The following is a 24,394-nucleotide window of genomic DNA, read 5'->3' on the forward strand; positions in this document are numbered from 1 at the left end:
CTCCTTAACTAATAGCTTGTAATAATTAATTCTCCAACTTTCCCACGTTTACTACCAACAGAATTAATTGCTCGATTTGCCGAAACTTCATATATATTCGCACCAGTATATAATTCTCTAGTTAATTTCGTATCAGAATTACTGAGCATTACTTGAACACCTCTATTTTTTAATTCAAAAAATAGATCACGTAATCTTTTTTGGTCATCTAATGTAAATCCATCAGACGTGTACGAAGTAAAACTAGCGGTTTCTGATAACGGTATATATGGCGGATCAAAATAAACTAAATCTCCCGAAGTAGCCGATTCCACCGCTTTTTCAAAATCACCGTTCTTGAAGGTAATATCGTTTTTATTAAAATAATCACTAATATTAGTAATTAAATCTACATCAACAATTTTAGGATTTTTATATTTTCCATAAGGAACATTAAATTGATTTTTACTATTAACCCGATACAGTCCATTAAAGTCAACACGTAGCATGTACATGACCCTGGCAACTCGTTCAACCTTAGACATCCCGTCAATAGTTGCATCTCTATCATATGCCCTAACTTTCAAATAATACTCTTTACTATTATTTCTTTGGTGAATAGTAAGTAAATCCATCAATTCTTTAGGATCATCTCTAATCACCTCATACATATCAATTAGTGATTTATTCATATCATTTATTACTGCTTTTTGAGGTGCTAAATTGAAGAACACTGCGCCACCTCCAATGAAAGGTTCATAATAACAATTGAAACTTTCCGGCATTAATTCATTTATCTTTGGTAAAAGCTGTCTCTTACCACCAACCCATTTTATGATTGGCTTTAAGTCTACTTTTACTCTATCTTTTTTATCCATTATTTTCCCCAAATTGTAAGTTAATTATCTTACATTCTAAACTACGAAGTTAAAAAATTAAATAACAGGTAAATCCGATTTGAATTTCAGATTTACCTGCTATTTAGTTTTCGCTAATATAATCCAACAATTTATAAAGTGTTTGTTTATTATCATCAGAAATATTAGTTTGTAAAATTTTTTCACTAGTTTGACTTAGCACTGACCCTTCAATATATGGAAAATCATTTACAACCATCTCACGCACATTATCAGCTTTCGGTTCCAAATGAAATTGCAGGCCAACCACTCGATGATTCAAAATAAACCCTTGATTTTCCACTTTATCACTTGAGAAAAGTAATTGAGCATCTTCAGGTATTTCAAACATCTCTTCGTGCCAATGCAAAACGTTCAATTCCTCTGGAATATTAAGGAACTTTACATCACGACGATACACTGGTGCAAAACCAACCTCTTTAGCCGGAGCCTCAGTGACCTGATATCCTAAAGTTTTAACAACTTGTTGTGCACCGTAACAGACACCAAAAATTGGTTTATCTTGAGATAACAATTTCTGAATCAGATCACGTTCTTGTTTGATCCAAGCTAAGCCATCATTGGGGCTCATTGGTCCACCTAAGATAACTAACATGTCGGTTTCGTCAGCGGTTGGTAAATAACCAAATTGATAAGGATGATAAATGAACATTTCATAACCATTCTTTTCTGACCAATCTTGAATCATCCCTGGACCTTCATTAGGCGTGTGTTGTAAAACGTTTATTCTCATAGGAATTCCTTTCACATCAATGGCAATTTTTATTTGGGCATCAGTAGATGAAGTTATTATAGCATGCTTCTTTAACAAGATAATTCAAACAGAAAGAATCTGTTTCATCATATTCTACCCTCACTGCTCATCTGTTATAAATCAAAATTCTTTTCAAATTCACCAATCGCATTATTACTATATGGAATTTCGCAAATAATCGGTGTCGATATTTTTTTCAAAGCAATTGCCCTCGCTTTTATTCTCTCCATTTAATGATACATTCTAGTTACGATAGGTAAAAGTTAGTTTTATTTATATTTTTCTTTAATCAACACTGTATGCCATATTATGACATGATATAACCATATAATTAAGACATTAAAAGATAGCAATGGAGGACAATATCATGAAATTAAATAACATTCATACAAAAACAGTCAAAAATAGTCGCGACTTATTTTTAACTTTACAAAAAGCTAACGAAGCCAATAGCCATATTCAAACAATCATCCTAGAACCTGGCAAATACTTTGCCGACGAAGACAATATTGTCCTATCTGTTAAAAAAAATCTGACAATTAAAGGCAAATATTCTAATGCCAAAGCTACTCATCTAAATTGTGGCTTTTTACTGGGCGATAATAATACTTTGATTCTTAAAAACTTGGCTATCGATTATGATGGCGAAGAATGCAATACCATTGCTCTTTACGATGGTGCTGAATTATATGGCGACAATATTATTGTTGACCGCACAACTGAATCACACTGGGATACGATCTTTTGTAAAGATTCGACACTTTCCTTAAAAAATTCCGAAGTCTTAACTGATCCAACACGTAATATTTGCGGCATTTCCCTTAAAAATAGCCAAATCATTGCGACTCATTCTAATCTGAATGCTCCATTATTAGATAACTCTACTGCCTATTTAAAAGATGTCTTCACTAACTATGCCTTTGCCTTAAAAAATAAATCAAACTTATCATTCACTGACCTAACACTTGATACATCCCAAAATACCGAATTCAGCGATTTCTATGTCGACAACCACTCCACTGTAACTGGCATTAACCTTAACTTACCGAAAAAATATTCTTACATTGATGTAATTAATAGCCATTTTGAAAATACTAATTTTGCCTCTGGTCTCGATAATGTCCGCTGGCGTTTCGATAAAAATTCAACTGTCCTTGCTGATGGCGATGAACCTTTTAACAATTTAGCTTAAAAATAAAAACGACTGTTACGAAAAAAATATTTCGTAACAGTCGTTTTTTATTTTAATCGGTCGTAACAATAACCTGTCCAATCGGACGATCATGTTTCATAATATATTCTTGTGCTGCTTGAATTTCATCCAACTTAAATACTTTAGCGATCGGAATCGTCAAATGATTATCATTGATCAACTTGAACATGTCGTTAACCATTTCATCATTGATATCTACACCATCAAAAGCTGTGACGTACTTACCGGCAATATTTTCAAATGGATCAAAATTATTCCAAATCCATTCTCCAGACAGTAAGCCAATTGTTGTATAGTAACCACCACGTTTAACATGTGACAATGAATCACTGACCACGGGAGCACCGACCATGTCAAGCATGCCATCATAAGAATTATTTGTTTGTAACTTGCCATCTTGGTCAATTACAACTTCATCAGCACCCATATCTAACAACATTTGACTGCGTTCTTTTCGACGAGTAGTTGCGGCAACTTTCAAGCCCATAGCTTTGGCAATAACTAAAGCAGCCATCCCTACACCAGTTGTTCCACCACGAACTAACAACGTTTGACCAGCATGCAATTTAGTTGTCTTCAAGGCACCAAATGCTGTATAAAATGTTTCGGGATAATTAGCAAATTCTACCCATGAACCATCAAAAGTAACCGGATGAATAATTTCATCAGGTACTAAGGCGTATTCTTGTTCACTACCATCAAAGGCACGACCGAAACCACCGTTAACAACCATAATTTTTTGTCCTTTAGCCAATTTACTATTCTTAGAAGGCTGGTAAACTTCACCCACAGCTTCAACGCCAATAACTCGAGGAAATTTAACCGATGGTGACCCACCTTCACGTGTCAAAACCTCATAACGATGAACCGCAAAGGCTTTAATATGAATAACCGTTTGATCCGTAGTAGCTTGGGGAATCGGACGTTCCTCAATTTGCAAAACTTCTGGACCACCAGCTTGGTTAACAACAACTGCTTTCATATTTATATCTCCTCCATATCAAATATTTAATAGCTCTTAATAATATCTACTATAACCCGCAACATTACGTTACTGCCAACGATTAAACCTATCCTTTTTCAAAAAGCTTTTGAAAGCAGCCATCACCCTTAAAATGGTATTCTAAAGGTGTTCGATAGCACAAAAAAAGCCAAGCCTAGACTTGACCTACTATTAATACTAGATATTCTAAAAGATATTACTCAAGGTTGAAGAATTCAAAATATATTCTAAGCCCCAACACTGTAATACTCCAATTACTCAAATCACAAAAGCAGAATAGCTTTAGTTATCAGTATCACAATAATGCTGAAAATTGTTCACTATTGATTTAAAAACAAAGAGTAAACTAGCCGGAAAGAGCAAGAAATTTTGGTTGCTGTGCAGGTGGCGTTAACACTTTAGTGTTTACACCACGGGACGACTTTTGAAACTCGCGATTTGTGCGAGGTTCAAAAGCGAGCCGAAAGACACAAGGCTGTCGGCGGTCCCCATAGCGACCAAAATATCTTGCTCTTGGAGGCGGAATATTTAACTAATCTTCAGTAATTTTCTTAAATCTCGTCTTTTTCACTTCGAGTGCTATCTCGAATTGTTTTATAAACTTTCATTCTCGCAACTCCAACGTCACGGACATTTTCCATCGCAAATTTCTGAGTAATACTGCCTTTGCGGGAAACGTAATGATATAAGGGAATGTTATCTAAATAAAATTTTCTAGCTACTGTCGCATATTCGACATTGAAAACTTGGTCTTCCATCAAATCGAGATCCGTTTGAAAGCCGAGATTATTATCATCAATAATTGAACGGACATAGGCTTTATTCCATGTATAACCCATAACCGTCCCAGTCATTTTAATAATCTGTTTCACGGCCTCATCACGACCAACTATGGAAGTCTGACGCTTAGCAATTTTATTCTTAACTTTGCCATTTTCATTTTCGTTGAAAAAGCCACATGTAACCATATCAACATCATTATCATTAAAGATATCTAAAAAATGATCAACGTAATCGGGTTCAACCCAATCATCACCGTCGATAAAAGTCACTAATTTGCCATCGGCCATTGCAAGTCCGGTATTCCTCGAGGCCGAAACTCCGGAATTTTGTGTATGGCAAACAACAGATATCCAATCATACTTTTTTTCATACAGACGGATTATCTTCTGAGTTTGATCGGTAGAGCAGTCATCCACAATAATTAGATTGAAATTCTGATTAGTTTGAGCAACTACTGAATCAATCGCGCTAGAAATGTAATTAGCTACATTATAAGCTGTCATAATAATTGAAAGTTTATTTTTCACCATAAATCACCTTAGTATTATTTTACTTCTAATGACCTAAAATACGCAACGACTCGGGGAGGAGAAAAAATGAAACGCATATTAAATCTTGAAGGTGCCATAAATTTACGTGAACTTGGTGGATACCCCACTAAAGATGGTACGACAATTAAATATAATAAACTCTTACGTTCAGGGGATATAAGTAACTTAACAGGAAAATCTTTAGCTTACCTTAAAAAATACGGCTTAAAGTATATTGTTGATTTTCGTTCCAACGATGAACAACGTAATTGGGCCGACACCACATCTGATTTCTACAAAATTTATTCTGACCCCGTTTACCCACTCAAAGGCAACGGCGACAAACTTGCAGGCATCCTCAATCGAAATAGTTATAACTATTTAGGCATGATTTATCAAAGCGTCGTCTTAGATGCCCACGGACAACAAGCCTACAAATTATTTTTCGATTTATTATTACATAACGACCAACCAAATACAGCCCTATTGTTCCATTGTGCAGCTGGAAAAGATCGGACAGGTATCGGTGCCCTCTTAATTCTCAAGGCCCTAGGTGTAGACGACGAAACTATTACCAAAGATTATTTATTAACCAATTTAATGTACGAAAGCGACCACGAAATAGACCGCATTTTGAACGATAAATCAGGCAACCAAAGCGTCAACCAAATGAACATGACCGCCGCCGACCTAGAAAGTATCACCTCAGTATTTGATGCCATCGAACATTATTATGGAACCTTTGAAAATTATTTGGACAAGGCACTGGATATTGATGCCGATAAATTAGCTAAGTTGAAGGCTATTTATACGACTAACGATGATAATTAAAACATAACTTCTTGAAGATTATATGTTTTAATCACAATGTTATGATTCTTAAAATATAACAATAACCTACTGTTATTTATCACTCAAAAATAACAGAATACTAGTCGGAAGGAACAAAAAAATTGAGAGTCGCTATGCAGGTGGCGTTAGAGCTTTAGCTCTTACACCACGGGACGACTTTTGAAACTCGCGGTTTTTGCGAGGTTCAAAGTCGAGGTTGGAGACCTTGGCTCCAACCGGTCCCCATAGCGACACTCAATTTTTTTGTTCCTGGAGGCGGCATACCACCAAGCATTTATACCAAATAATCAGCAAGTTAATATCTTGTTATATCAAACTAGGTTGGCAATGGTAATTCCATATTAGTTATAATATTTTTGCAGAGGGGGCAATCTCACCTCTTACAAAAAAATCCAGCTTGTTCCCTCTGCCATTACCAATTTGTACCATTCCCATACCTTACAGTTTGACTAATACAAAACCAACAATCGTTTCCCTCATACATCTTCCCAATGTATGAGGTTTTTTTGTGTCCTTAAAAATAGTATCCTTATACTAACTTAGAGGTCGTCCTAGCAAAAATTTTACCTAACTGCCTGAAGGCGACCCACAATACTCTCTCAAATATTAACCAAAGGAAAATACAATGCACTTTAAAAACAATGCTGGTTTCTACTTACGACTTTTTTCTCTATTGATCGTCATTTCAGAAATAGCTGTCCAAGAACTCACTAATCCGATTAAAGTTTTACTAATGGGAATTGCTCTATTTGTTGCAGTTTCGGAATGTTTATTTTTCAGTCCATGGAGTAATCATCCCAGTGATAAATTTGCGGAATACTTCAGTTACTTTGTTTTTCTTATTTTGGGGATCATTCAATTATTTATTCAACAGTCTTTTCTTATCATCTACTACTACGTCTTAGTTGTGACAACCGCTGAATACACCATTAAACAAAATCCCAAGCCTATACATATTATCGTCATCCAGTTTATTATCTATTTCTCATACTTCGTCATTCCTCGCTCATTGAACTTTAACTACCACTCCTGGGTCGGCTACGTACAAGTGATTCTTTCACCATACACCGTTCAATTCTGGAGTACTTATTTAATTTCTTACTTATACTTAAATCTCTTGACCAAAAATCGTGCTATTGACGGCTTAAACAAAGAATTGATAACTAAAGTCGATCAGCTCCAAGATTACTCCAGTAAAATCAAAGAATTAACTTTAATTGAAGAACGTCAACGTATTTCACAAAATTTACACGACATGCTAGGTCATTCATTGATCGGTCTCAGATTACATTTAGACGCTTTAAACCAAGTTATTGATACCAATCCCGAGAAATCGCACCAGATTCTTGATAAATCTAAGGATATTATTGACCACAGTTTAGTGGAATTGCGTGAAACCGTTAATGAACTAAAGGAAACCAAGGAGTTGGCAGACTTACAAAGCGCCCTCGACGAATTGAAGAACTCTATTTCTGTGACTGAAGAAGTCAAAGTTGATTTAAAAACATACTTCAACGTCAATAAACTAGATATCGCCGTTAAAGATTTAATTTATAAAACATCTCAGGAATTTATTACCAATAGTATTAAACACGGTCACAGTTCACTTATTACTATTAAATTACGTCTCATTGACAATAAAATGACTTTCAATCTTAGTAATAATGGCTTAGATGCCAAAAATATCGTAGCTTCAAACGGTATCAATGGAATTAAAAACCGTGTGGAAAAGCTAAACGGTCAAGTAAACTTTTCTAACAATAAACCAAGTGGATTCAAAACTGACATTACAATTCCGATTGGAGAAAATTTAAATGATTAAAATGATAATTGCCGACGATCAAGCTATTGTTCGTGAAGGATTAAGTTTAGTCCTCGGTTTTGATGAAGAAATTGAAATAGTCTTTCAAGCCAAAAATGGTCAAGAAGCAGTTGACTATCTAGCAGACCATGATTGCGACATTGTCCTGATGGACATCAAAATGCCCGTATTAAATGGCGTTGAAGCCACTAAAGTCATTCATCAAAAATATCCTGACGTTAAAATTCTAGTGTTAACCACCTTCAATGATTACGAATATATTTTCCAAGCCTTAAAAAACGGCGCCAATGGTTACCTCCTAAAAGACACCGATGGCAAGGAATTAATTGCCGATATCAAAAAAGTTCATAACAACGAATCCATCATCGGCAGCCAAATCAGTGATAGCCTAGTAGCCGGACTTCAAAATAACTCGCAACAAAACATGATATCCTCTTTAACACCCCGAGAACTAGAAATAGCCCGAGCCATCGCCAACGGAAAAAGTAATAAAGAAATCAGCACGATACTTTTCTTATCAGAGGGAACCGTTAAGAATTACGTCACAAATATTTTCGAAAAATTACAATTAAGCAATCGCACCGAAGTCGCACTCTTTATGAAAAAATATGATTAAATATGCCGCTTCCAGCTAGTTTATTTTTTATACAGAATAATATTTGACTAAGAGTATATGATGGTTTTAATATCTTTATACTCTGAAAAACTAGAGCACCATAACTTAACTTAAGACTTACTTTTCACCTTTTAGTTGTTAAGTAAAAACACTAATCAAATTGATTGATGTTTTTTTCTATCCTAAAATTAATAATTACAAACTATTAAACTAGCCGGAGGATGCAAGCAACAAAGTCAGCAGTGACAGTGATATTGGGGCTTTAGCCCCTACATCACAGGACGTGTTTTGAAATTCGAGTGGTTTTCTCGAAGTTCAAAACCGAGCCTGGAGACCTTGGCTCCAGGCGGTCCCACAGCAGACTTCGTTGCTTGCATCCGGAGGCGGCACATGACTAAAGTCATATAAATCTTATGACCTATCTCAATTACCCAAAAACAAAAATCATTATATACTTCTAACTGTTGAAAAAATAAATAAACATATTTTACACAAGCAATAAATTTCTAAAAATACAGAAAGAAATTTACAATAAAATGTATATCTAGTTGTGCAAATATGGACAGAACAGGGGTAACTAAATGACCTTACTAGAATTAAAAAATGTAAAGAAATCATTTACGTTAAATAAACAAGAATTTCCAGTTTTAAAGGGTATCGACCTCAAACTTGATCGTGGCGAATTCGTCTCGATTCTTGGTGAGTCCGGTGGTGGTAAAACTACTCTACTAAATACAATTGGTGGCTTGGATTCACAATTCCAAGGGGATATCCTCGTCAATGGTCAATCTTTGAAAAAGGGTTCTGACAAGGCCTTAGACAATTATCGTAGCCACACTGTTGGTTTTGTTTTCCAAAGTTTTCATTTGATCAGTCACTTAACTATTTTGGAAAATGTTATGGTTCCACTTGAGATGTCTTCATTAAGCAAAGCTCAACGAACTGATCGAGCCAAATCATTACTTGCTAAGGTTGGGCTTTCTGAACATCTAGACAAGCATCCCAATCAATTATCAGGTGGTCAAAAACAACGTGTTGCGATTGCTCGTGCCTTAGCTAATGATCCTGAAATCATCATTGCCGATGAACCAACCGGTGCTTTGGACTCCGAAAATACTGAAGAAGTTTTGAAAATCTTGGATGAAATTGCTAAAGAGGGCAAATTGGTTATTGCCGTTACTCACTCACAAATCGTGGCTGATTACGGTACCCGAGTGGTTCACTTGCAAGATGGTAAAGTTGATTCAGATAAAAAGTTGCGCGATTCTTATCAAGCTCCTAACGAGACTCCAAGTGAAAAGAAGATTACTCATTTAAGCTTTGGTGATACTTTCCGTCTAGCTTGGGAACATATGCGCTACACCAAGGGACGAAATATTTTAATCATCTTAGGTGCCGCAATCGGTATTTTCTCCGTAATTTTCATGTTAGGACTGGGCTCTGGTATTACTGGTTATATCAACGGTGAAATGACCAAACAAGTTAATCCCAATGCTATTCAAGTAACTAAAAATGTTTCAAGGGATACAATTGATCCTAACAGTGTCAATATAAGCAATTCTGACGTCAATCGGTTCAAAAAAATCAAGAACGTTAAAAAGGTTGAAAAAGCTTATTTTGCACAATCACCTAAAGTTAATTACAACAATAAGAACGTTGCAGTCCAATTTTTCCAAACTTGGAACGCTACTGAAAAGCCGGACGATATCACTAAGGGTAAAAAACCGGGAAATAATCAAATTATCCTTTTAAAATCTGACGCTCAAAAATTAGATAAAAAGAATTACAAAAACATGGTCGGCAAAACGGTCAAGATGTACGTTACAAGTCTTGATAAAAATAACCAACCTGCCCAAATCACAATGAACTTGAAAGTTTCAGGTATCATCAAATCTGGTTCATCAGCCGTTACATATAACACACTTGAATCAGCCGCTAAAGATGCTAATGTCACTATCAAACCTAACTTTGCGACATTAACAGTTAACAACACTTTAAACGTTAAAACCGTTCAAGAAAAAGTTAAATCTTACAAGACAACAATTGATAAGAAAAAACAAAATCGCTACATAATTACCGGTGTTGGAGCTATTATTGATTCACTAAATACTTACCTCAGATTAGCATTTGATGTCTTAGCCGCTATCGCTGGTATTTCATTGATTGTTTCAGCAATCATGATTATCGTTGTTCTTTACATCAGTGTTTCTGAACGTACACAAGAAATCGGTATTCTTCGTGCCATCGGTGCTAGAAAGAAAGATATTAGAAATATGTTTATTTCCGAGTCATTCTTAATTGGATTACTTTCAGGAGTATTTGCTTCAATCATTGCCTGGCTAGTCCAAATGGGAACCAATTCCATAGCCCAAAACGCCTTTAACGCAACAATTGTCTCAATCTCCCCCGGTAACTTTATCTTCGGTATTGTTATCAGCATTATCATCAGTTTATTAGCTGCTTTAGCTCCATCAAGACGAGCAGCTAAACTTGATCCACGTGATTCATTAACTGATGAATAATAATAAGACGCGTGGTGCTAGTTAAATATGCCACCTCCAAGAGCAAGAAATTTAGGTCGCCATGGGGACCGACAAAAGCCAAGGTCTTTTGTCTCGATTTTGAACCTCGCACAAACCGCGAGTTTCAAAAGTCGTCCCGTGGTGTAAGCACTAAAGTGCTAACGCCACCTGCACAGCGACCTAATTTCTTGCTCTTTCCGGCTAGTTCATTGTTTGTTTTTGAATTAATATTAAATAACTTTAAGTATTATTTTGGCATCAATGACTAGAATTATAGGATATAGAATATGTTCTGAATCTTTTGACTTTAAAGATTATTTCAATTCCATAATCAAAAAACCAACTAGTACCACGAGTGACATAAAGTAACGACTAAGAGAATTTGACAAAATACGGTCACTTTTCTAGCACTAAAAACAAATAGGTTAAGTAATCCAATTTTGGTTATAGAAACGACTAAAGAAATAGGGTGGATAAGTTTTTATTTAATTTTATCCACCCTATTTTTTGATATTATATTCTATTTACAAATCACTTAGACTTCAAATACGTCACATGAAAAATGCTAATACCCTAGTCTCTGGGTGCAAGAAAGGTTGGCAGCAGTGAAGGTGGTGTAATGGCTTCAGCTATTACACCACGGGACGAGTTTTGAAATTCGCGAACTTTGCGAAGTTCAAAATCGAGCCTGGAGACCTTGGCTCCAGGCGGTCCCCACAGCGCCAACCTTTCTTGCACTCAGAGACGGAAGCTAATAACTGATTCTAGATTATTGGCTTCATCAGTTTTAAGAAAAAATAATTATGAGCAAAGTCCCTCAAAATTTTGTATAATTGAGTTTCGGATATACAACATGTGACATTTCTGTGAACTTTCACCGAATGTCTTCCTATAGAATAGGTTGTCTTGTATACTTATTTTGTCAACGTAATGGAGGAATGCTAATGTTTTGTCCAAATTGTGGCCATAAAGTAGACCCAGATCAAAAATTTTGTGATAACTGTGGTTGGGCCCTAAAAAAGAAAAAAGCTGAAGAAACAAACAAAGTAAAAGATGATGACACTGTTCGTTCATTGTCTGAAATTGAAAATGAACTAAATGAAGAAGAACCTGCTAAAGATACTAAATCAGTAGAACAACCTCATTTACAACAGGCACCAGATCAACAACGTGAGTATGGATCATTTGATCATCCTAAGCAAACTACTGCATCAAGGAAGACTACCCCACGTCCAGATCCTGAACCTGCTATGAAGACTTACGAAGGTTCAAATCGTTCTTCTTTCAGTAAATCAAGTGCTACTGAACCAATCGATGATAAGACTCAAGTTTATAGCAAAAATGATTTCAATCCAATTTCCCAAAAGCCTTATAAAAAGGCCGAACAAGTGGAATCATCCAAGAAACCATTTACTGATCCAATTAAAGATCCTATTGGTAATCCTTTCGAACCAACTGAAAGTGAAAAACGTGCTGCTGAAGCTAAACGTAAAGCCGAAGAAGTCGATCCTAATGACGGCTTCATTCATAATATGATGAAATTTGCCAAAAATAATGCTTATATTAGTATTTTGGCAGTTATCATAGCCGCTATTTTATTAGTAGTTAAGAGAAATTACGGTTATATTGCCTTAGCTATCATCATCATTCTATGGTTCCTACTTTCCCAATTGCGTCACGGAAATGAAGTTGGTGCTAACAAAGCGCTTAAACACGAAACTTCTTTGAAGAAAGATTCTAATAACGGTTCTAGTTCCAATACGCAAACATATAACGAACGTCCTGCTCAAACTAAGAAGGAAGCTCGCGATAGATATGAGAATGCCGCTGATCGATTAAAACCAAATCATAAGACAACTACTCAAAAAGTAATTATCTTTTCATCATTTATTGGGTTCATTGCCTCAGTTGCAGGCCCATTCCTTGATGGACTCTCACTATCAGGAACCATTGCCAACGCCGCTAACTACACCGCCAATAACCTAGGTGCACAACCAACTTGGATAACAAATGGATTCTCAGCAATCCGCTTGATCTGTTTCCTTTCACCAGTTATCGCCTTAATTGCAGGTTGTTTCAGATCACGCGGTAGTATACGTTTGGTAAGAATCTTTACTTTCTTACCAACTGTCCTTTACGCCGCATTATATGCAGCCTTAAACACAGGCTTAGTAAACTCATCAGCTATTACTGGCCAAGTAGTAGTAAACGCCAGCCGTTCCTTTGGAATGAGCTTCTACGTCCTACTAGCTACTTCAGTTATTTCATTAATAATGGCTTATACTTTACGTCCTAGAATTAAATAACTTACTCTAAGGCTGACTAAATTCAGGTCAACTTTAGAGTCTTAACTAAAATAGCTCCAGTAATCCGATTTTGGATTGCTGGAGCTATTTTGCTTTAAACAAAGAAGTCATTTGGAAATATCCACTCATCAAATCTAACTATTCATCCAAAACAAAGAACAACCTAGCCGGAAGGAGCAAGAATTTAGATCGCTGTGAAAGTGGCGTTGGCGCTTTGACATAACTATTTTTGTCTTAAACATGCAGCCATAAACGTGCAACAAAACATAGCTTTTTCCGCTTAAACCAAACAAGACCCGCAATCCAAAATCGGATTACGGGTCTTGTTTGCCTTAATGCTCGAAAGCTAACCATGTTTTGTCGCACTCTCTACACCACGGGACGACTTTTGAAATTCGCGGTTTTTGCGAAGTTCAAAATCGAGATGAAAGACCTTGGCTTTCGTCGGTCCCCATAGCGACCTAAATTCTTGCTCCTGGAGGCGGCCATATAATTATTTTATTCAAAATCCACCAAATAATTTTACAAAAAATTACATAAGTGTTTAAACATCTTCCTATATAATTATATTGCTCAGTATATTGGAGGTGCTCTCATGAAACATCGCAAATATGCCAAAACACTTATAAAATTTTTATTCTTATTAATTTTTCCCTTGATTTTACTTGCTCTGACAACAAAATCAACTGATCATCAACTCAAAGCTGATGAAGAAGACGTTGTTGTTACACCAAAATTCAAACCGACCAAAGACCCTAAAAAATTCATTGGAATTTGGCTGACTAGTGGTTACGACTTACAACCACAATCTGATTATTACACGACCGTTGGCGACCCTGTTACCATTAGAACCAACACTGGACGCTCTGTTTGGGCAGTTCTAACTGGAATTTTTGACGGAATCCACTTTCGTTGGTGGGAAACTCCAGATGGTAGTAATTGGTCAGAAGTTGACAAAAGTAATAATGGACAAAAAAAGAATTTCACTGTTACTCCGACCGAAGTTGGAACTACTTGGTATCAACTAGACACACAATTTTATACTTATCTCACTTGGTATTTAAAGACCCACCTTTACTCTCAAGTAACGGCCGTTCACGTGCTCGAAGAAGCAGTTGATGCCATCTCGCTTGATGTTACTGTTGATGATGATTATTTGTACAACACTAGTGATCAACTATCAAACACAACTTACGCTCATGCCAAACCTACCCCTGTTAATGCCACGGGAAAAATAACTTGGTCGATTGATAATCCCGACTTAGCAACCATCGACGAAGATGGCCACATTACCGCCAACAGCAATGGCAATTCAGGTACAGTAACAGTCACAGCCACCATGACTAATAGCAACGGGCCAAATATCGAAGGTTCTAAAGAAGTCGAAATCGGTGGTGGTTTAGACGACCAGACTGTTAAATCCGGTACAAGTGCTACTTATGCCCTCAAAGGTAATACTGGTGGTGATGGAGATGACGACGACGATGGTGCAACTGGAACAATAACTATTGACTGGTATAAATACATGCCCGGCTCTAATAACAAAGTTAAGGTAGCTTCTGGAGACAGTTCTACTTATGTTACCGAACTTGTTAACATGGACGACGACGAATCCTACTATCAAGCAGTTATTACTTTGAAGTCTGGTAAAGTTACCAAAACAATTACTTCTAACAAAGCCAAATTAACCGTTATCCCTTCTGGTGAACCAGACATTGAAATCAACAATACTATCAAAAACGAAACTTATACTGACGATAAAGATACTGATCTGCTTTTGAATAAAGTAATTAATGGCGATAATATTTCCTATCACAACACCTTAACCAATCAAAGTTTGGACGGTATTCTCAAAAATAGTAACTATGTTATTCCTTTGAGAATTGGCACTCAAGTTAATCAAGTTAAACTAAACGACCAAGTCCTAGCAGATGACCAGTACACAATTATAACCGACGAAAGTAGCAATACAGACGATTTAGTTATAAAATCTGGCAATATCAACACGAACCAAACAATTAATATCGATGTAGACACCACCGTTCAAAATGTTTCTAAAAATGATAGTTTCAAAGGTACCCCGTATATTTATGGAACTAATAATGATGGCGAAGTATACCGTCGAGAAACATCCAATGAAATTATCAACTATTTATCTAACCAAATCGAACCAACAATTCAAGATATTGATTACGGCACCATCACCACATACTCCAAAAACGTACTCAAATATCGCCCCGATTCATCCAATAACCCGAATAATATTATTGATATAAGCGACAACCGACGAGACAAAAGTGCCATGCAACTTTACCTGTCACAAGAAAATGACTTTCTCCACGAAAACGGCGAAACATCCCTACCCGTCAGTTTACGTTATTACAATAATGGGTCACACCAAAATATTTTAAATAATAAGACATTAATCTCGTCTTCAAATATCGGTGACGAACTAACTTCAATTAGCTGGCAACGTCAAGAAGGATTGTTACTTTACGTCGACAGTCTGCCGCTATTAGCTGGAAAATATAGTACAACGCTCAACTGGCATTTTGAAAATAGTATTTAGTTCAAAGAATCCATCCATTACTTAATTTATTAAATCCAAATGCAATAGTTTCAGTAATAATTTAGGTTAGCTGTCATCTCTGAGTGCAAGAAATAGGGTAGATAAATTTTAAATAAGATTTATCTACCCTACTTTTGTAGTTATCTCTATAACCAACGTTGAGAAAGAATCGATTCTGAATTGCTGAAACCATTTTTTGAGTGAAAAAAACACTATTTATTCCCAACTCCCTAGCCGGAAGGAGTAAAAAATTTAGGTCGCTGTGAAGGTGGCGTTAGCACTTTAGTGCTTACGCCACGGGACGACTTTTGAGACTTGCGGTTTGTGCAAGGCTCAAAAGCGAGGTTGGAGACGCAAGGCTTCAACCGGTCCCCATAGCGACCTAAATTTTTTACACCTGGAGGCGGCATATATATTTAAAAATCCTTTAATTAAATATTTGAAACTATATTTCTAATCATTTTATTAAAAAATAAGTTTGATTTTCTGTCATCTTTTCAATATCATGTTCTATATGCTCAAAATGGTATAGACGAATATTTAAAGGAGACCGCTCATCTACTCAACAGCTAAATTTAAATCGTTTCAGAAATTTCTATTTTTGTTGTTCATTGTTTCGACCGTTATTCTAAGCTTTTCAAACACAAAAATATTAGCCGCTGACACAAATGAATATCCTGATGGATTCTATGATCCCTCTCCCAATGCTCAAAGAATTGGCCCCATGTACACGACATCAGGAATTATCAAACAAGTTCAAGAAAATTATTACGTAAAATCTGGTGAAACAGTTGAAATCACTGCAGACGGACGCCGCTCGCTTATCGATGTTCGTTATGGTAAAAATCGTGCCCTAACATACGAATGGCGTATGGCCTCAGATAGTGAAGCTTGGCACGTCATTGGTTCTAATTCAAAGCATTTATCCTTTACACCAGAAAAAGACGAAACTTACTGGATTCAATTAAAAATCAGTTATCCTTTTTGGGAATTCATGGCTTTACTAACTGGTGGTGACCCTACGATTAAATACATCTATTCAAACGTCGCCAAAGTTAACATTACTTCTGAATCAACCAAAACAGACCAACTAGAAATCACGACTGACAATGATTATATTTACAATCGTCCCAACTTTTTCAACGGACAATCCACTTATGCCACAGCTCATACCAAGCCTTTCAATACCACTGAACAGCCGACTTGGGCATTGCGAGACAAAGATAGTGAATTAGCCTACATTGATGAAGACGGTAAAATCACGGCCAATGTTTTTGAAGGTGACATTTATAAATCAGGTGAAATTCAAATTTCCGCTACGACTAACCATAACTTTTTTGACGCCGATTTTCTTAATGCCACAAAAACGATTCAAGTTGGTGGCGGACTCAATGATGTGCAATCTGCCGTAGGTAATGAAGCTACTTTTCGATTAATGGGCTTTAGAGAGGATGAACCCCTCGGTAAAGATGTCAAAATTACTTGGCATCGTAAAGAACGAGGAAATACCGACTATGTAGATGTTACATCGGAAAACGCCTCAGAAAATCCTTTATTCTATAAGATTCCGGATGCATCGCCACAAGATGATGAATCATTTTATAAAGCTACTATTGAAACTCAAGTAGATAGAAGACCTTATAGATATGAAACGAATCCGGCCAAATTACTAATAGCTCCTGCTAATAAGTCAGATATTTTAATCGAAACGAGTATTGATAACAACACCTTTACTAGTCACGAAGACACCACTTCTGATTTATACAATGTGGTCGCCAATGACGAAATCAAATACTATTTTAAAATAACTAATTTTGGCAAAAATAAGATTCAAAGTTCTGAACTTAAATTTCACCTAATTAAAGGTTCAGAAATAGTTGAAATCAATGCCAATATGATACCCGAATTTCAGGAACAAGGTGAGCAACAAGAAGTCAGTATTCCCACAGGTTCCTTGATGCCAAAGCAATCTGTTGAAGTTCAAATAAAAACTAGCACGCCTACAATTAACAAACGTCATAAAATAATTACTCAACCAGTTTTTGTCAGTCACTACACGGCTAAAGAACCTTTCATAGTGGAAGGATCAGAATTGAGTTTGAATTATTTAACTAATAACGTTGAACTCGCACCTAAAAATATTACTTTTGAACCAATTCGACCAAGTGATAACAGTTATATAAAATATCGACTTCCTACTAGCGACATTCCTATTCACATTGATGATCAAAGACGTAATAAATCTAAAGCTGTCGGATTATTCCTGCAACAAGATACACCCTTCATCAATCAGGATAATGAAGTCTTACCAGCCAATTTATTTTTCCATCGAGAGAATCATGCTTTCCTAGATATCTCTGAAAAAACTTTGATTTCGACATCAGATCAATTCGAGGCGTTAAAATCAGTCGAATGGAGTCACGATAACGGCTTATTGCTACATCTGAACTCAAATAATAATTTAGTTTCTGGCGACTACCAGGCACAATTAAGCTGGTCAATTGATGATTCAATCTAGAGTCCTATACAAACAGTACGTTTCATCTCAATTAATTGGATAACGTTGCAAAATGTTTATACTTACGGGTAAGAAGAACAGAAATAGAACTTAATTTATTCCTCTTCTTCGAAGTCTCACATCAGTGAGCAACATCCACCGAAACACCCACGATTTAAACAGGTCGCCATGGAGGTGGTTGTGTGAATGGGATTAGTTTTAAAGATTAGATTTGAATCGAGATGAGGCAAAATCAGTAACAATTTAACTTTAGATTTTGCAAAATCGATCCATGTTAATTGATAAAAAATTTGTATTTGGAGTAAGCTTCTGCCCCTTTAAAAACCAGTAAGCTGTTAATTTTCATAATGAATCCTCCGAAAAGACAACTAAGTCTAGACAAAAAGGCCTCGGGATAAAATTCAGACCGTGCTGAATCCCGAGGTTATTTTTGTGCTTATTTTTCTAAGAAACTCATTCGATCGGCGATGTTGGTAATGATTCCATCAACACCCCAATTTAATAATTGTTGGGCACGATTAATATCATCAACTGTCCATACGTTGATCTCATAACCGTAATCTTTCATTTGCTTAATTTTAGTTTCAGTAAGACCGGCACTATCAGGATGAACAATTTTAGCATGGCATGCTTGCATAACTAAATTCCAATCATCACCCAATGTTGCACGACTGAAGAGTACAGCATATTTTAAATCAGGTCTTAATTTATACATTTTTTCTAGCATGATGGGATTGAAACTTGAGATAATCAATTCAACATGTTCATCCAATCGTTCCAATGCTTTAGCAAATTCTTCAACTAAACGATCAGCTAAATAATTAGCATTGTCCCCTACAACACCTTTTAGCTCGATATTAGCGTTTATTTTGTGGATATTAAGAAAATCAATCAATTGGTCCAGTGTAGGAACCTTTTCGCCACGGAACTTCTCAGCGAACCAGTAACCGGCATCAGCATTTTCAACAGTCTCACTATCAACTGTTTCGATTGACCCAGATTGATTAGTTGTCCGATTCAACTTATCATCGTGAATGACAAAAATCTTTTCGTCCTTAGTGATACTTAGATCTGTTTCAATCCATTTCACTTCATGATTAACAACGACATTAAAAGCCGCCATAGTATTTTCTGGGGCTAATGTTGGTATTCCTCTATGAGCAATAATTTTTTCTGCATAGTAATCCTCCAATAAGTAGAGTATACAACAACCCACAAGCATAAAAAAAACCGAGCATACAATATGTATCCTCGGTTTAAGTGGTTTCTTTGATTTTTTTATCGGTTTAAATAATTTTTTGATTTTGGAATTGTGAAATTGATTTGGCAGTGGCTTCAAAATGAGCTACACAAGGGCAACTCCCTCCGCTTTTCATACCTTGATAAATCACCCGCAAAAACCGGCGGGCAATTCATCAAGCTACGAAAATGCTCAGAAATTCCCAGGCCTGCTCTACTCTCTAATTAAGCTTGGTATCTTGAAACACCGTCAAGGTATGTTTCTGACAATGTCATATCGTCATCAAGCACGATGAAATCAGCATCTCTACCGTCAGCGATAATACCACATTTGTCAGCAACCTTTGAACTCTTAGCAGCTGTGTAACTTGCCATTTCTACAGCTTCTTCTTCTGTAGCAACGTTCCAGTCAACAACGTTCTTGATAGCATCCTTCAATAATAAAATTGAACCAGCAAGGTTATGTGTTTCATCCTTTAATCTAGCTGTACCGTTAGCAACAACAACTGGTAATTCACCTAGTACATAGTCACCATCTGGCATCAAACCAGCACGCATACAGTCAGTAATTAAAGCAACGTGTTCGGCACCTTTCTTTTCAACAACAATTCTTGCTGCAAATGGGTTAACGTGATGTCCATCACAGATTAATTCATCGTCAACTAAGTGCATTGAAAGAGCTGCACCAACCATACCAGGCATTCTGTGGTTCAAACCACTCATACCGTTGTATGTATGTGTAAATCCAGTAGCACCAGCTTCAACACAAGCCTTAGCTTGTTCAAATGTAGCATCACTGTGACCTAAGTAAACAGCAACATCATCAGAAGCAACGGCCTTAACGAATTCTGGAGCACCTTTTCTTTCAGGAGCAATAGAAATCTTTTTAATCATACCGTGAGCAGCATCTTGCCAATCTTTGAATTCTTCAGCATCAGGGTCTCTGAAGTACTTAGGGTTTTGAGCACCCTTGTGTTTTTCTGTATAGAAAGGTCCTTCAAAGTGGATACCTTGAATCTTAGCACCAGTGGCTTTCTTATAGTTGTCACCGATTGTTTGACAAATATGTTTTAGTTGATCATGTGAAGCTGTCAAAGTTGTTGGTAACCATGAAGTTACACCAGCTTTAAGCAAACCTTCTGACATTTCGTTCAACTTTTCAAAGTCGTCATCCATAACATCATGGCCAACAAGACCGTGAATATGTGTATCAACAAGACCTGGGGCAATAAACTTGTCTGAATAATCAACAATTTTGCCTTCTGGCTTCTTTTCATCAGCAGTAAAGAATTTACCAAACTTACCGTCATCAGTAACTTCTAGATAGCCACCGTTTTCAGTTGTGTTTTTTAAAAAGAACTTCTTAGCATGAATATAATATGACATTTTCTAGTCTCCTTACTAATTTTAACAATTTCATTATAGCATTAGATAATGGTCTATACCACGGTTAATTATAAATTTTCCTATAAAAGACCACTTTACTTAATACATGAAACCTTAGAACTCTTTGTATCACGCTTACATAGTAACAAAGTTTTATATTTTTAGTTGGATATTTCAAAAAATTTTGAGATACAAAAAAGATGTTAGGATTTTATCCTCAACATCTTTTTTATATATAGACAGTGGTTTCAAAACGAGCTACACAAGGTCAGCTCTCTGATTTAAAACGAGTTCCGCAGGCCAATTTCTTCCGCTTTGCCTAACTTCCCAAATCATCCGCAAAAAACGCGGATCATTCGTGAAGTAATGCAAATGCTCGGAAATTCCCAGGCCTACCCCACTCTCTAATTATGCTTGGTATCTTGAAACACCATCAAGATAAGTTTCTGACAATGTCATATCGTCATCAAGCACGATAAAGTCAGCATCACGACCATCGGCAATGACACCACATTCATCAAGGACTTTTGAACTCTTAGCAGCTGTGTAACTTGCCATTTCAACAGCTTCTTCGTCTGTAGCAATGTTCCAGTCAACAACGTTCTTAATTGCGTCTTTCAACAACAAAATTGATCCAGCTAAACTATGTGGTTCTTGTTTTAACTTAGCTGTTCCATTTGCAACGACAACTGGTAATTCACCTAGCACGTAGTCACCATCTGGCATTAAACCAGCACGCATACAGTCAGTGATTAGGGCAACGTGTTCTGGTGTCTTCTTTTCAATTACGATTCTAGCAGCGTATGGATTAACGTGGTGTCCATCACAAATCAACTCATCGTCAACCAAATGCATTGAAAGTGCAGCGCCGACCATTCCTGGAAGTCTGTGATTCAAACCACTCATACCATTGTAAGTATGTGTAAATCCAGTAGCACCAGCTTCGACACAGGCCTTAGCTTGTTCAAAAGTAGCATCACTGTGACCTAAGTAAACAGCAACTTTATCTGAAGCAACAGCTTTAGTAAATTCAGCAGCACCCTTTCTTTCAGGAGCAATCGAAATCTTTCTGATCATACCATGAGCAGCATCTTGCCAGTCTTTGAATTCTTCAGCATCAGGATCTCTGAAATACTTAGGATTTTGGGCACCTTTATGCTTTTCAGTATAGAAAGGTCCTTCAAAATGAATTCCTTGAATCTTAGCACCAGTAACCTTCTTGTAGTTATCACCAATTGTGTGACAAATACTCAAAAGTTGATCATGAGAAGCAGTCAAAGTGGTTGGCAACCATGAAGTTACACCAGCCTTCAACAAACCTTCTGACATTTCATTGAGCTTGTCAAAATCATCATCCATCACATCGTGACCACAAAGACCATGAATATGAGTATCAACTAAACCAGGAGCAATAAACTTGTCAGAGTAATCAACAATCTTACCCTCAGGCTTCTTTTCATCAGCAGTATAAAACTTACCAAATTTACCATCATCAGTAACTTCCAGATAACCACCGTTTTCTGTAGTATTCTTCAAAAAGAATTTCTTAGCATGAATAAAATATGACATTCTCGTTTCTCCCTTTTTGTTTTTAAATAATTTTTTATATTGAATGATGCCGCCTCCGGGGGGAGAAATTTAGGCTGCTGTGGGGACCGATTGGAGTCAAAGAACGGTCTCCAATCTCGATTTTGAACCTTGAGAAAACCACTCAAGTTTCAAAACTCGTCCCGTGGTGTAATGGCTAAAGCCATAACGCCACCTTCACAGCCGCCTAAATTCTCCCTCCCTACGGCTAGTTTATTAGTTCATTTCAAGCATATCGTCACTCTAAAATTCTATAAATCTAATTCTGATAATTTAATGCATTAATATTTCAGCATTAGTATTAAGGTCTTATTAATACATAAACAACCTAGAGCATAAGAACACATCAAAAAAATTAAATATCCTAGCCGGCGGGCGTGAATGATTCTGGCAGCAGTGACAATGTTGTTAGGACGGCGGTTTCCCGTTCTTACAACATGGACGTATTTTGAGATTCGCGTACCTTGCGAAGCTCAAAATCGAGGTCTGAGACCTTGGCTCAGACCGGTCCCACAGCAGCCAGAAATCATTCACACCCGCCGGCGGCATTTTTAAACCCCACACACAAAAGGCTGAAACAAATTAATGTTCCAACCTTTGAGTTGCGACTACTTATTACTATTCGTAATCGTGAATTGTTACACCTTTAACAACACGGTTAACTGTACCGCTTGCTGATGGTGTATCAGGTGTGTTGTTAACTTTGATTGAATTCATCAATGCAAATGTTTGTGCGAACACTACGTCTGGTAATGCTTGATATAGTTCAGGTAGATTTTTGTCCCCGGATTTAATGAAGAAGTTATCTCCTGAGAAATCATTGTCATCTGATGTACCTACACCAACGACTTTTTCACAGATTTCATCACCCTTGATTTCTTCCAAGATATCTACATCGTATTGACGAGTGTATTTATCGTTGCTCATGAAATCAAAGACGATTGTCTTACCATTTACATATGACTTAGGACCGTGACGGAATCCCATTGATGAATCGAAAATCGTAGTCAATGCTCCGGCAGTTAATTCTAGAACTTTCAATTGCGCTTCACGTGTAAGTCCTGAAAGTGAACCACTACCTAAGTATGTGATACGGTCATAATCTAAGTCTGCATAGGCTTGAATTTCGTCCTCACGGCTGATAACTTCTTGACCCATCTTGATCATAGTATCAACCCAAGCTGTCTTCTTGTCTTCGGCATTTGTATCAAAAATCAATGCAGCTGTTAAAGTCATGCAAGAGAAGCTTCCGGTCATGGCAAATCCCTTATCATTTGAAAGTGCTGGTTGAAGAAGTAGAAGATTGCCGTCTTCGTTTTCAGCTTTCTTAGCTAAATGTCCTTCTGGAGCACAAGTGATAGTGATTTGATACAAATTCTTAACAAGTTTTTCAGCTAATTCCACTGTAGCAACACTTTCAGGAGAGTTACCACTTCTAGCGAATGATACTAAAATTGTTGGATCTTCACTTCTTAGATTATCTAGTGGAGCAGATACAATATCAGTTGTGGGAATGCTTTCAAACACGAAATGTGAAGTGTCCCCAACGCGATTCAAATATGGTCTAAGCGTATCCCCTACATAAGCTGAAGTACCAGCACCTGTGAAGATAACTCTGATTTTTTGGTTTGGATATGTCGAAGTTATTTTATCAAGAAAGCTATCAATTTCTGATTTCTTAGCTGTGTAGTTTTGGAAAGCTTCTTTCCACAAGTCAGGTTGTTGTTGAATTTCACGAGTTGTGATTTTAGCACCCATTTTTTCTAGTTCTTGATCTGATTTTGTAAACATGATATTG

The 24,394-nt window shown here is 36.7% G+C and carries 16 protein-coding genes; 8 read left to right on the top strand and 8 right to left on the bottom strand.

Annotated features, from left to right (window positions below):
- Window positions 1-8: 8 nt before the first annotated feature.
- Complete coding sequence (locus D1B17_RS11045; protein ID WP_120141676.1) at window positions 9-857, bottom strand: DNA adenine methylase; 849 nt, start codon at window positions 855-857, stop codon at window positions 9-11.
- 103 nt (window positions 858-960) lie between these two features.
- On the bottom strand, window positions 961-1,629 hold the full coding sequence (locus D1B17_RS11050; protein WP_120141675.1) for a type 1 glutamine amidotransferase: 669 nt from the start codon (window positions 1,627-1,629) through the stop codon (window positions 961-963).
- A gap of 388 nt (window positions 1,630-2,017) precedes the next feature.
- On the opposite strand from D1B17_RS11050, the gene D1B17_RS11055 reads away from it, so the two are divergent.
- On the top strand, window positions 2,018-2,842 hold the full coding sequence (locus tag D1B17_RS11055) for a hypothetical protein (RefSeq protein ID WP_120141674.1): 825 nt from the start codon (window positions 2,018-2,020) through the stop codon (window positions 2,840-2,842).
- 52 nt (window positions 2,843-2,894) lie between these two features.
- On the opposite strand, the gene D1B17_RS11060 is transcribed toward D1B17_RS11055, so the two are convergent.
- Window positions 2,895-3,845 (bottom strand): zinc-binding dehydrogenase, encoded by a 951-nt coding sequence (locus tag D1B17_RS11060; protein ID WP_120141673.1) that lies wholly within the window; start codon window positions 3,843-3,845, stop codon window positions 2,895-2,897.
- 572 nt (window positions 3,846-4,417) lie between these two features.
- A complete protein-coding gene (locus tag D1B17_RS11065; protein ID WP_240704408.1) occupies window positions 4,418-5,179 on the bottom strand; it encodes a glycosyltransferase family 2 protein in 762 nt (253 codons plus the stop codon).
- Window positions 5,180-5,245: 66 nt separating this feature from the next.
- Here D1B17_RS11065 and D1B17_RS11070 point away from each other — a divergent pair, with 66 nt between their 5' ends.
- The 7 genes from D1B17_RS11070 to D1B17_RS11100 all read left to right on the top strand — a co-directional run bounded on the left by D1B17_RS11070 (window position 5,246) and on the right by D1B17_RS11100 (window position 18,384).
- Entirely contained in the window at window positions 5,246-6,010 is a 765-nt protein-coding gene (locus D1B17_RS11070) for a tyrosine-protein phosphatase (RefSeq protein ID WP_120141672.1), read from the top strand.
- 646 nt (window positions 6,011-6,656) lie between these two features.
- The gene (locus D1B17_RS11075) at window positions 6,657-7,853 is read left to right on the top strand and encodes a sensor histidine kinase (RefSeq protein ID WP_120141671.1); all 1,197 of its coding nucleotides are present in this window, start codon (window positions 6,657-6,659) and stop codon (window positions 7,851-7,853) included.
- Window positions 7,846-8,469, top strand: a complete 624-nt coding sequence (locus tag D1B17_RS11080) for a response regulator transcription factor (RefSeq protein ID WP_120141670.1) — start codon at window positions 7,846-7,848, stop codon at window positions 8,467-8,469. The genes D1B17_RS11075 and D1B17_RS11080 overlap by 8 nt, the downstream gene beginning before the upstream one ends.
- A gap of 581 nt (window positions 8,470-9,050) precedes the next feature.
- Window positions 9,051-10,991: an ABC transporter ATP-binding protein/permease gene (locus D1B17_RS11085; protein ID WP_120141669.1), complete on the top strand. Its 1,941-nt coding sequence runs from the start codon at window positions 9,051-9,053 to the stop codon at window positions 10,989-10,991.
- A gap of 944 nt (window positions 10,992-11,935) precedes the next feature.
- Window positions 11,936-13,297, top strand: a complete 1,362-nt coding sequence (locus D1B17_RS11090) for a zinc ribbon domain-containing protein (RefSeq protein WP_166806678.1) — start codon at window positions 11,936-11,938, stop codon at window positions 13,295-13,297.
- Between the two features lie 595 nt (window positions 13,298-13,892).
- Window positions 13,893-15,866, top strand: a complete 1,974-nt coding sequence (locus D1B17_RS11095) for an Ig-like domain-containing protein (RefSeq protein ID WP_120141667.1) — start codon at window positions 13,893-13,895, stop codon at window positions 15,864-15,866.
- Between the two features lie 601 nt (window positions 15,867-16,467).
- A complete protein-coding gene (locus D1B17_RS11100) occupies window positions 16,468-18,384 on the top strand; it encodes a hypothetical protein (protein ID WP_120141666.1) in 1,917 nt (638 codons plus the stop codon).
- Window positions 18,385-18,820: 436 nt separating this feature from the next.
- On the opposite strand, the gene D1B17_RS11105 is transcribed toward D1B17_RS11100, so the two are convergent.
- The 4 genes from D1B17_RS11105 to D1B17_RS11120 form a co-directional block, all read right to left on the bottom strand.
- Complete coding sequence (locus tag D1B17_RS11105; protein ID WP_240704409.1) at window positions 18,821-19,576, bottom strand: glycerophosphodiester phosphodiesterase family protein; 756 nt, start codon at window positions 19,574-19,576, stop codon at window positions 18,821-18,823.
- A 272-nt stretch (window positions 19,577-19,848) separates the two neighbouring features.
- The gene (gene nagA, locus D1B17_RS11110; RefSeq protein WP_120141664.1) at window positions 19,849-21,009 is read right to left on the bottom strand and encodes an N-acetylglucosamine-6-phosphate deacetylase; all 1,161 of its coding nucleotides are present in this window, start codon (window positions 21,007-21,009) and stop codon (window positions 19,849-19,851) included.
- Between the two features lie 408 nt (window positions 21,010-21,417).
- Complete coding sequence (gene nagA / locus D1B17_RS11115) at window positions 21,418-22,578, bottom strand: N-acetylglucosamine-6-phosphate deacetylase (RefSeq protein WP_120141663.1); 1,161 nt, start codon at window positions 22,576-22,578, stop codon at window positions 21,418-21,420.
- A gap of 636 nt (window positions 22,579-23,214) precedes the next feature.
- Window positions 23,215-24,387: an SIS domain-containing protein gene (locus tag D1B17_RS11120; protein WP_120141662.1), complete on the bottom strand. Its 1,173-nt coding sequence runs from the start codon at window positions 24,385-24,387 to the stop codon at window positions 23,215-23,217.
- Window positions 24,388-24,394 lie beyond the last annotated feature (7 nt).

Origin of the sequence: Companilactobacillus zhachilii, assembly GCF_003606365.2 — a bacterium.
Taxonomy (GTDB): Bacteria; Bacillota; Bacilli; order Lactobacillales; family Lactobacillaceae; genus Companilactobacillus; species Companilactobacillus zhachilii.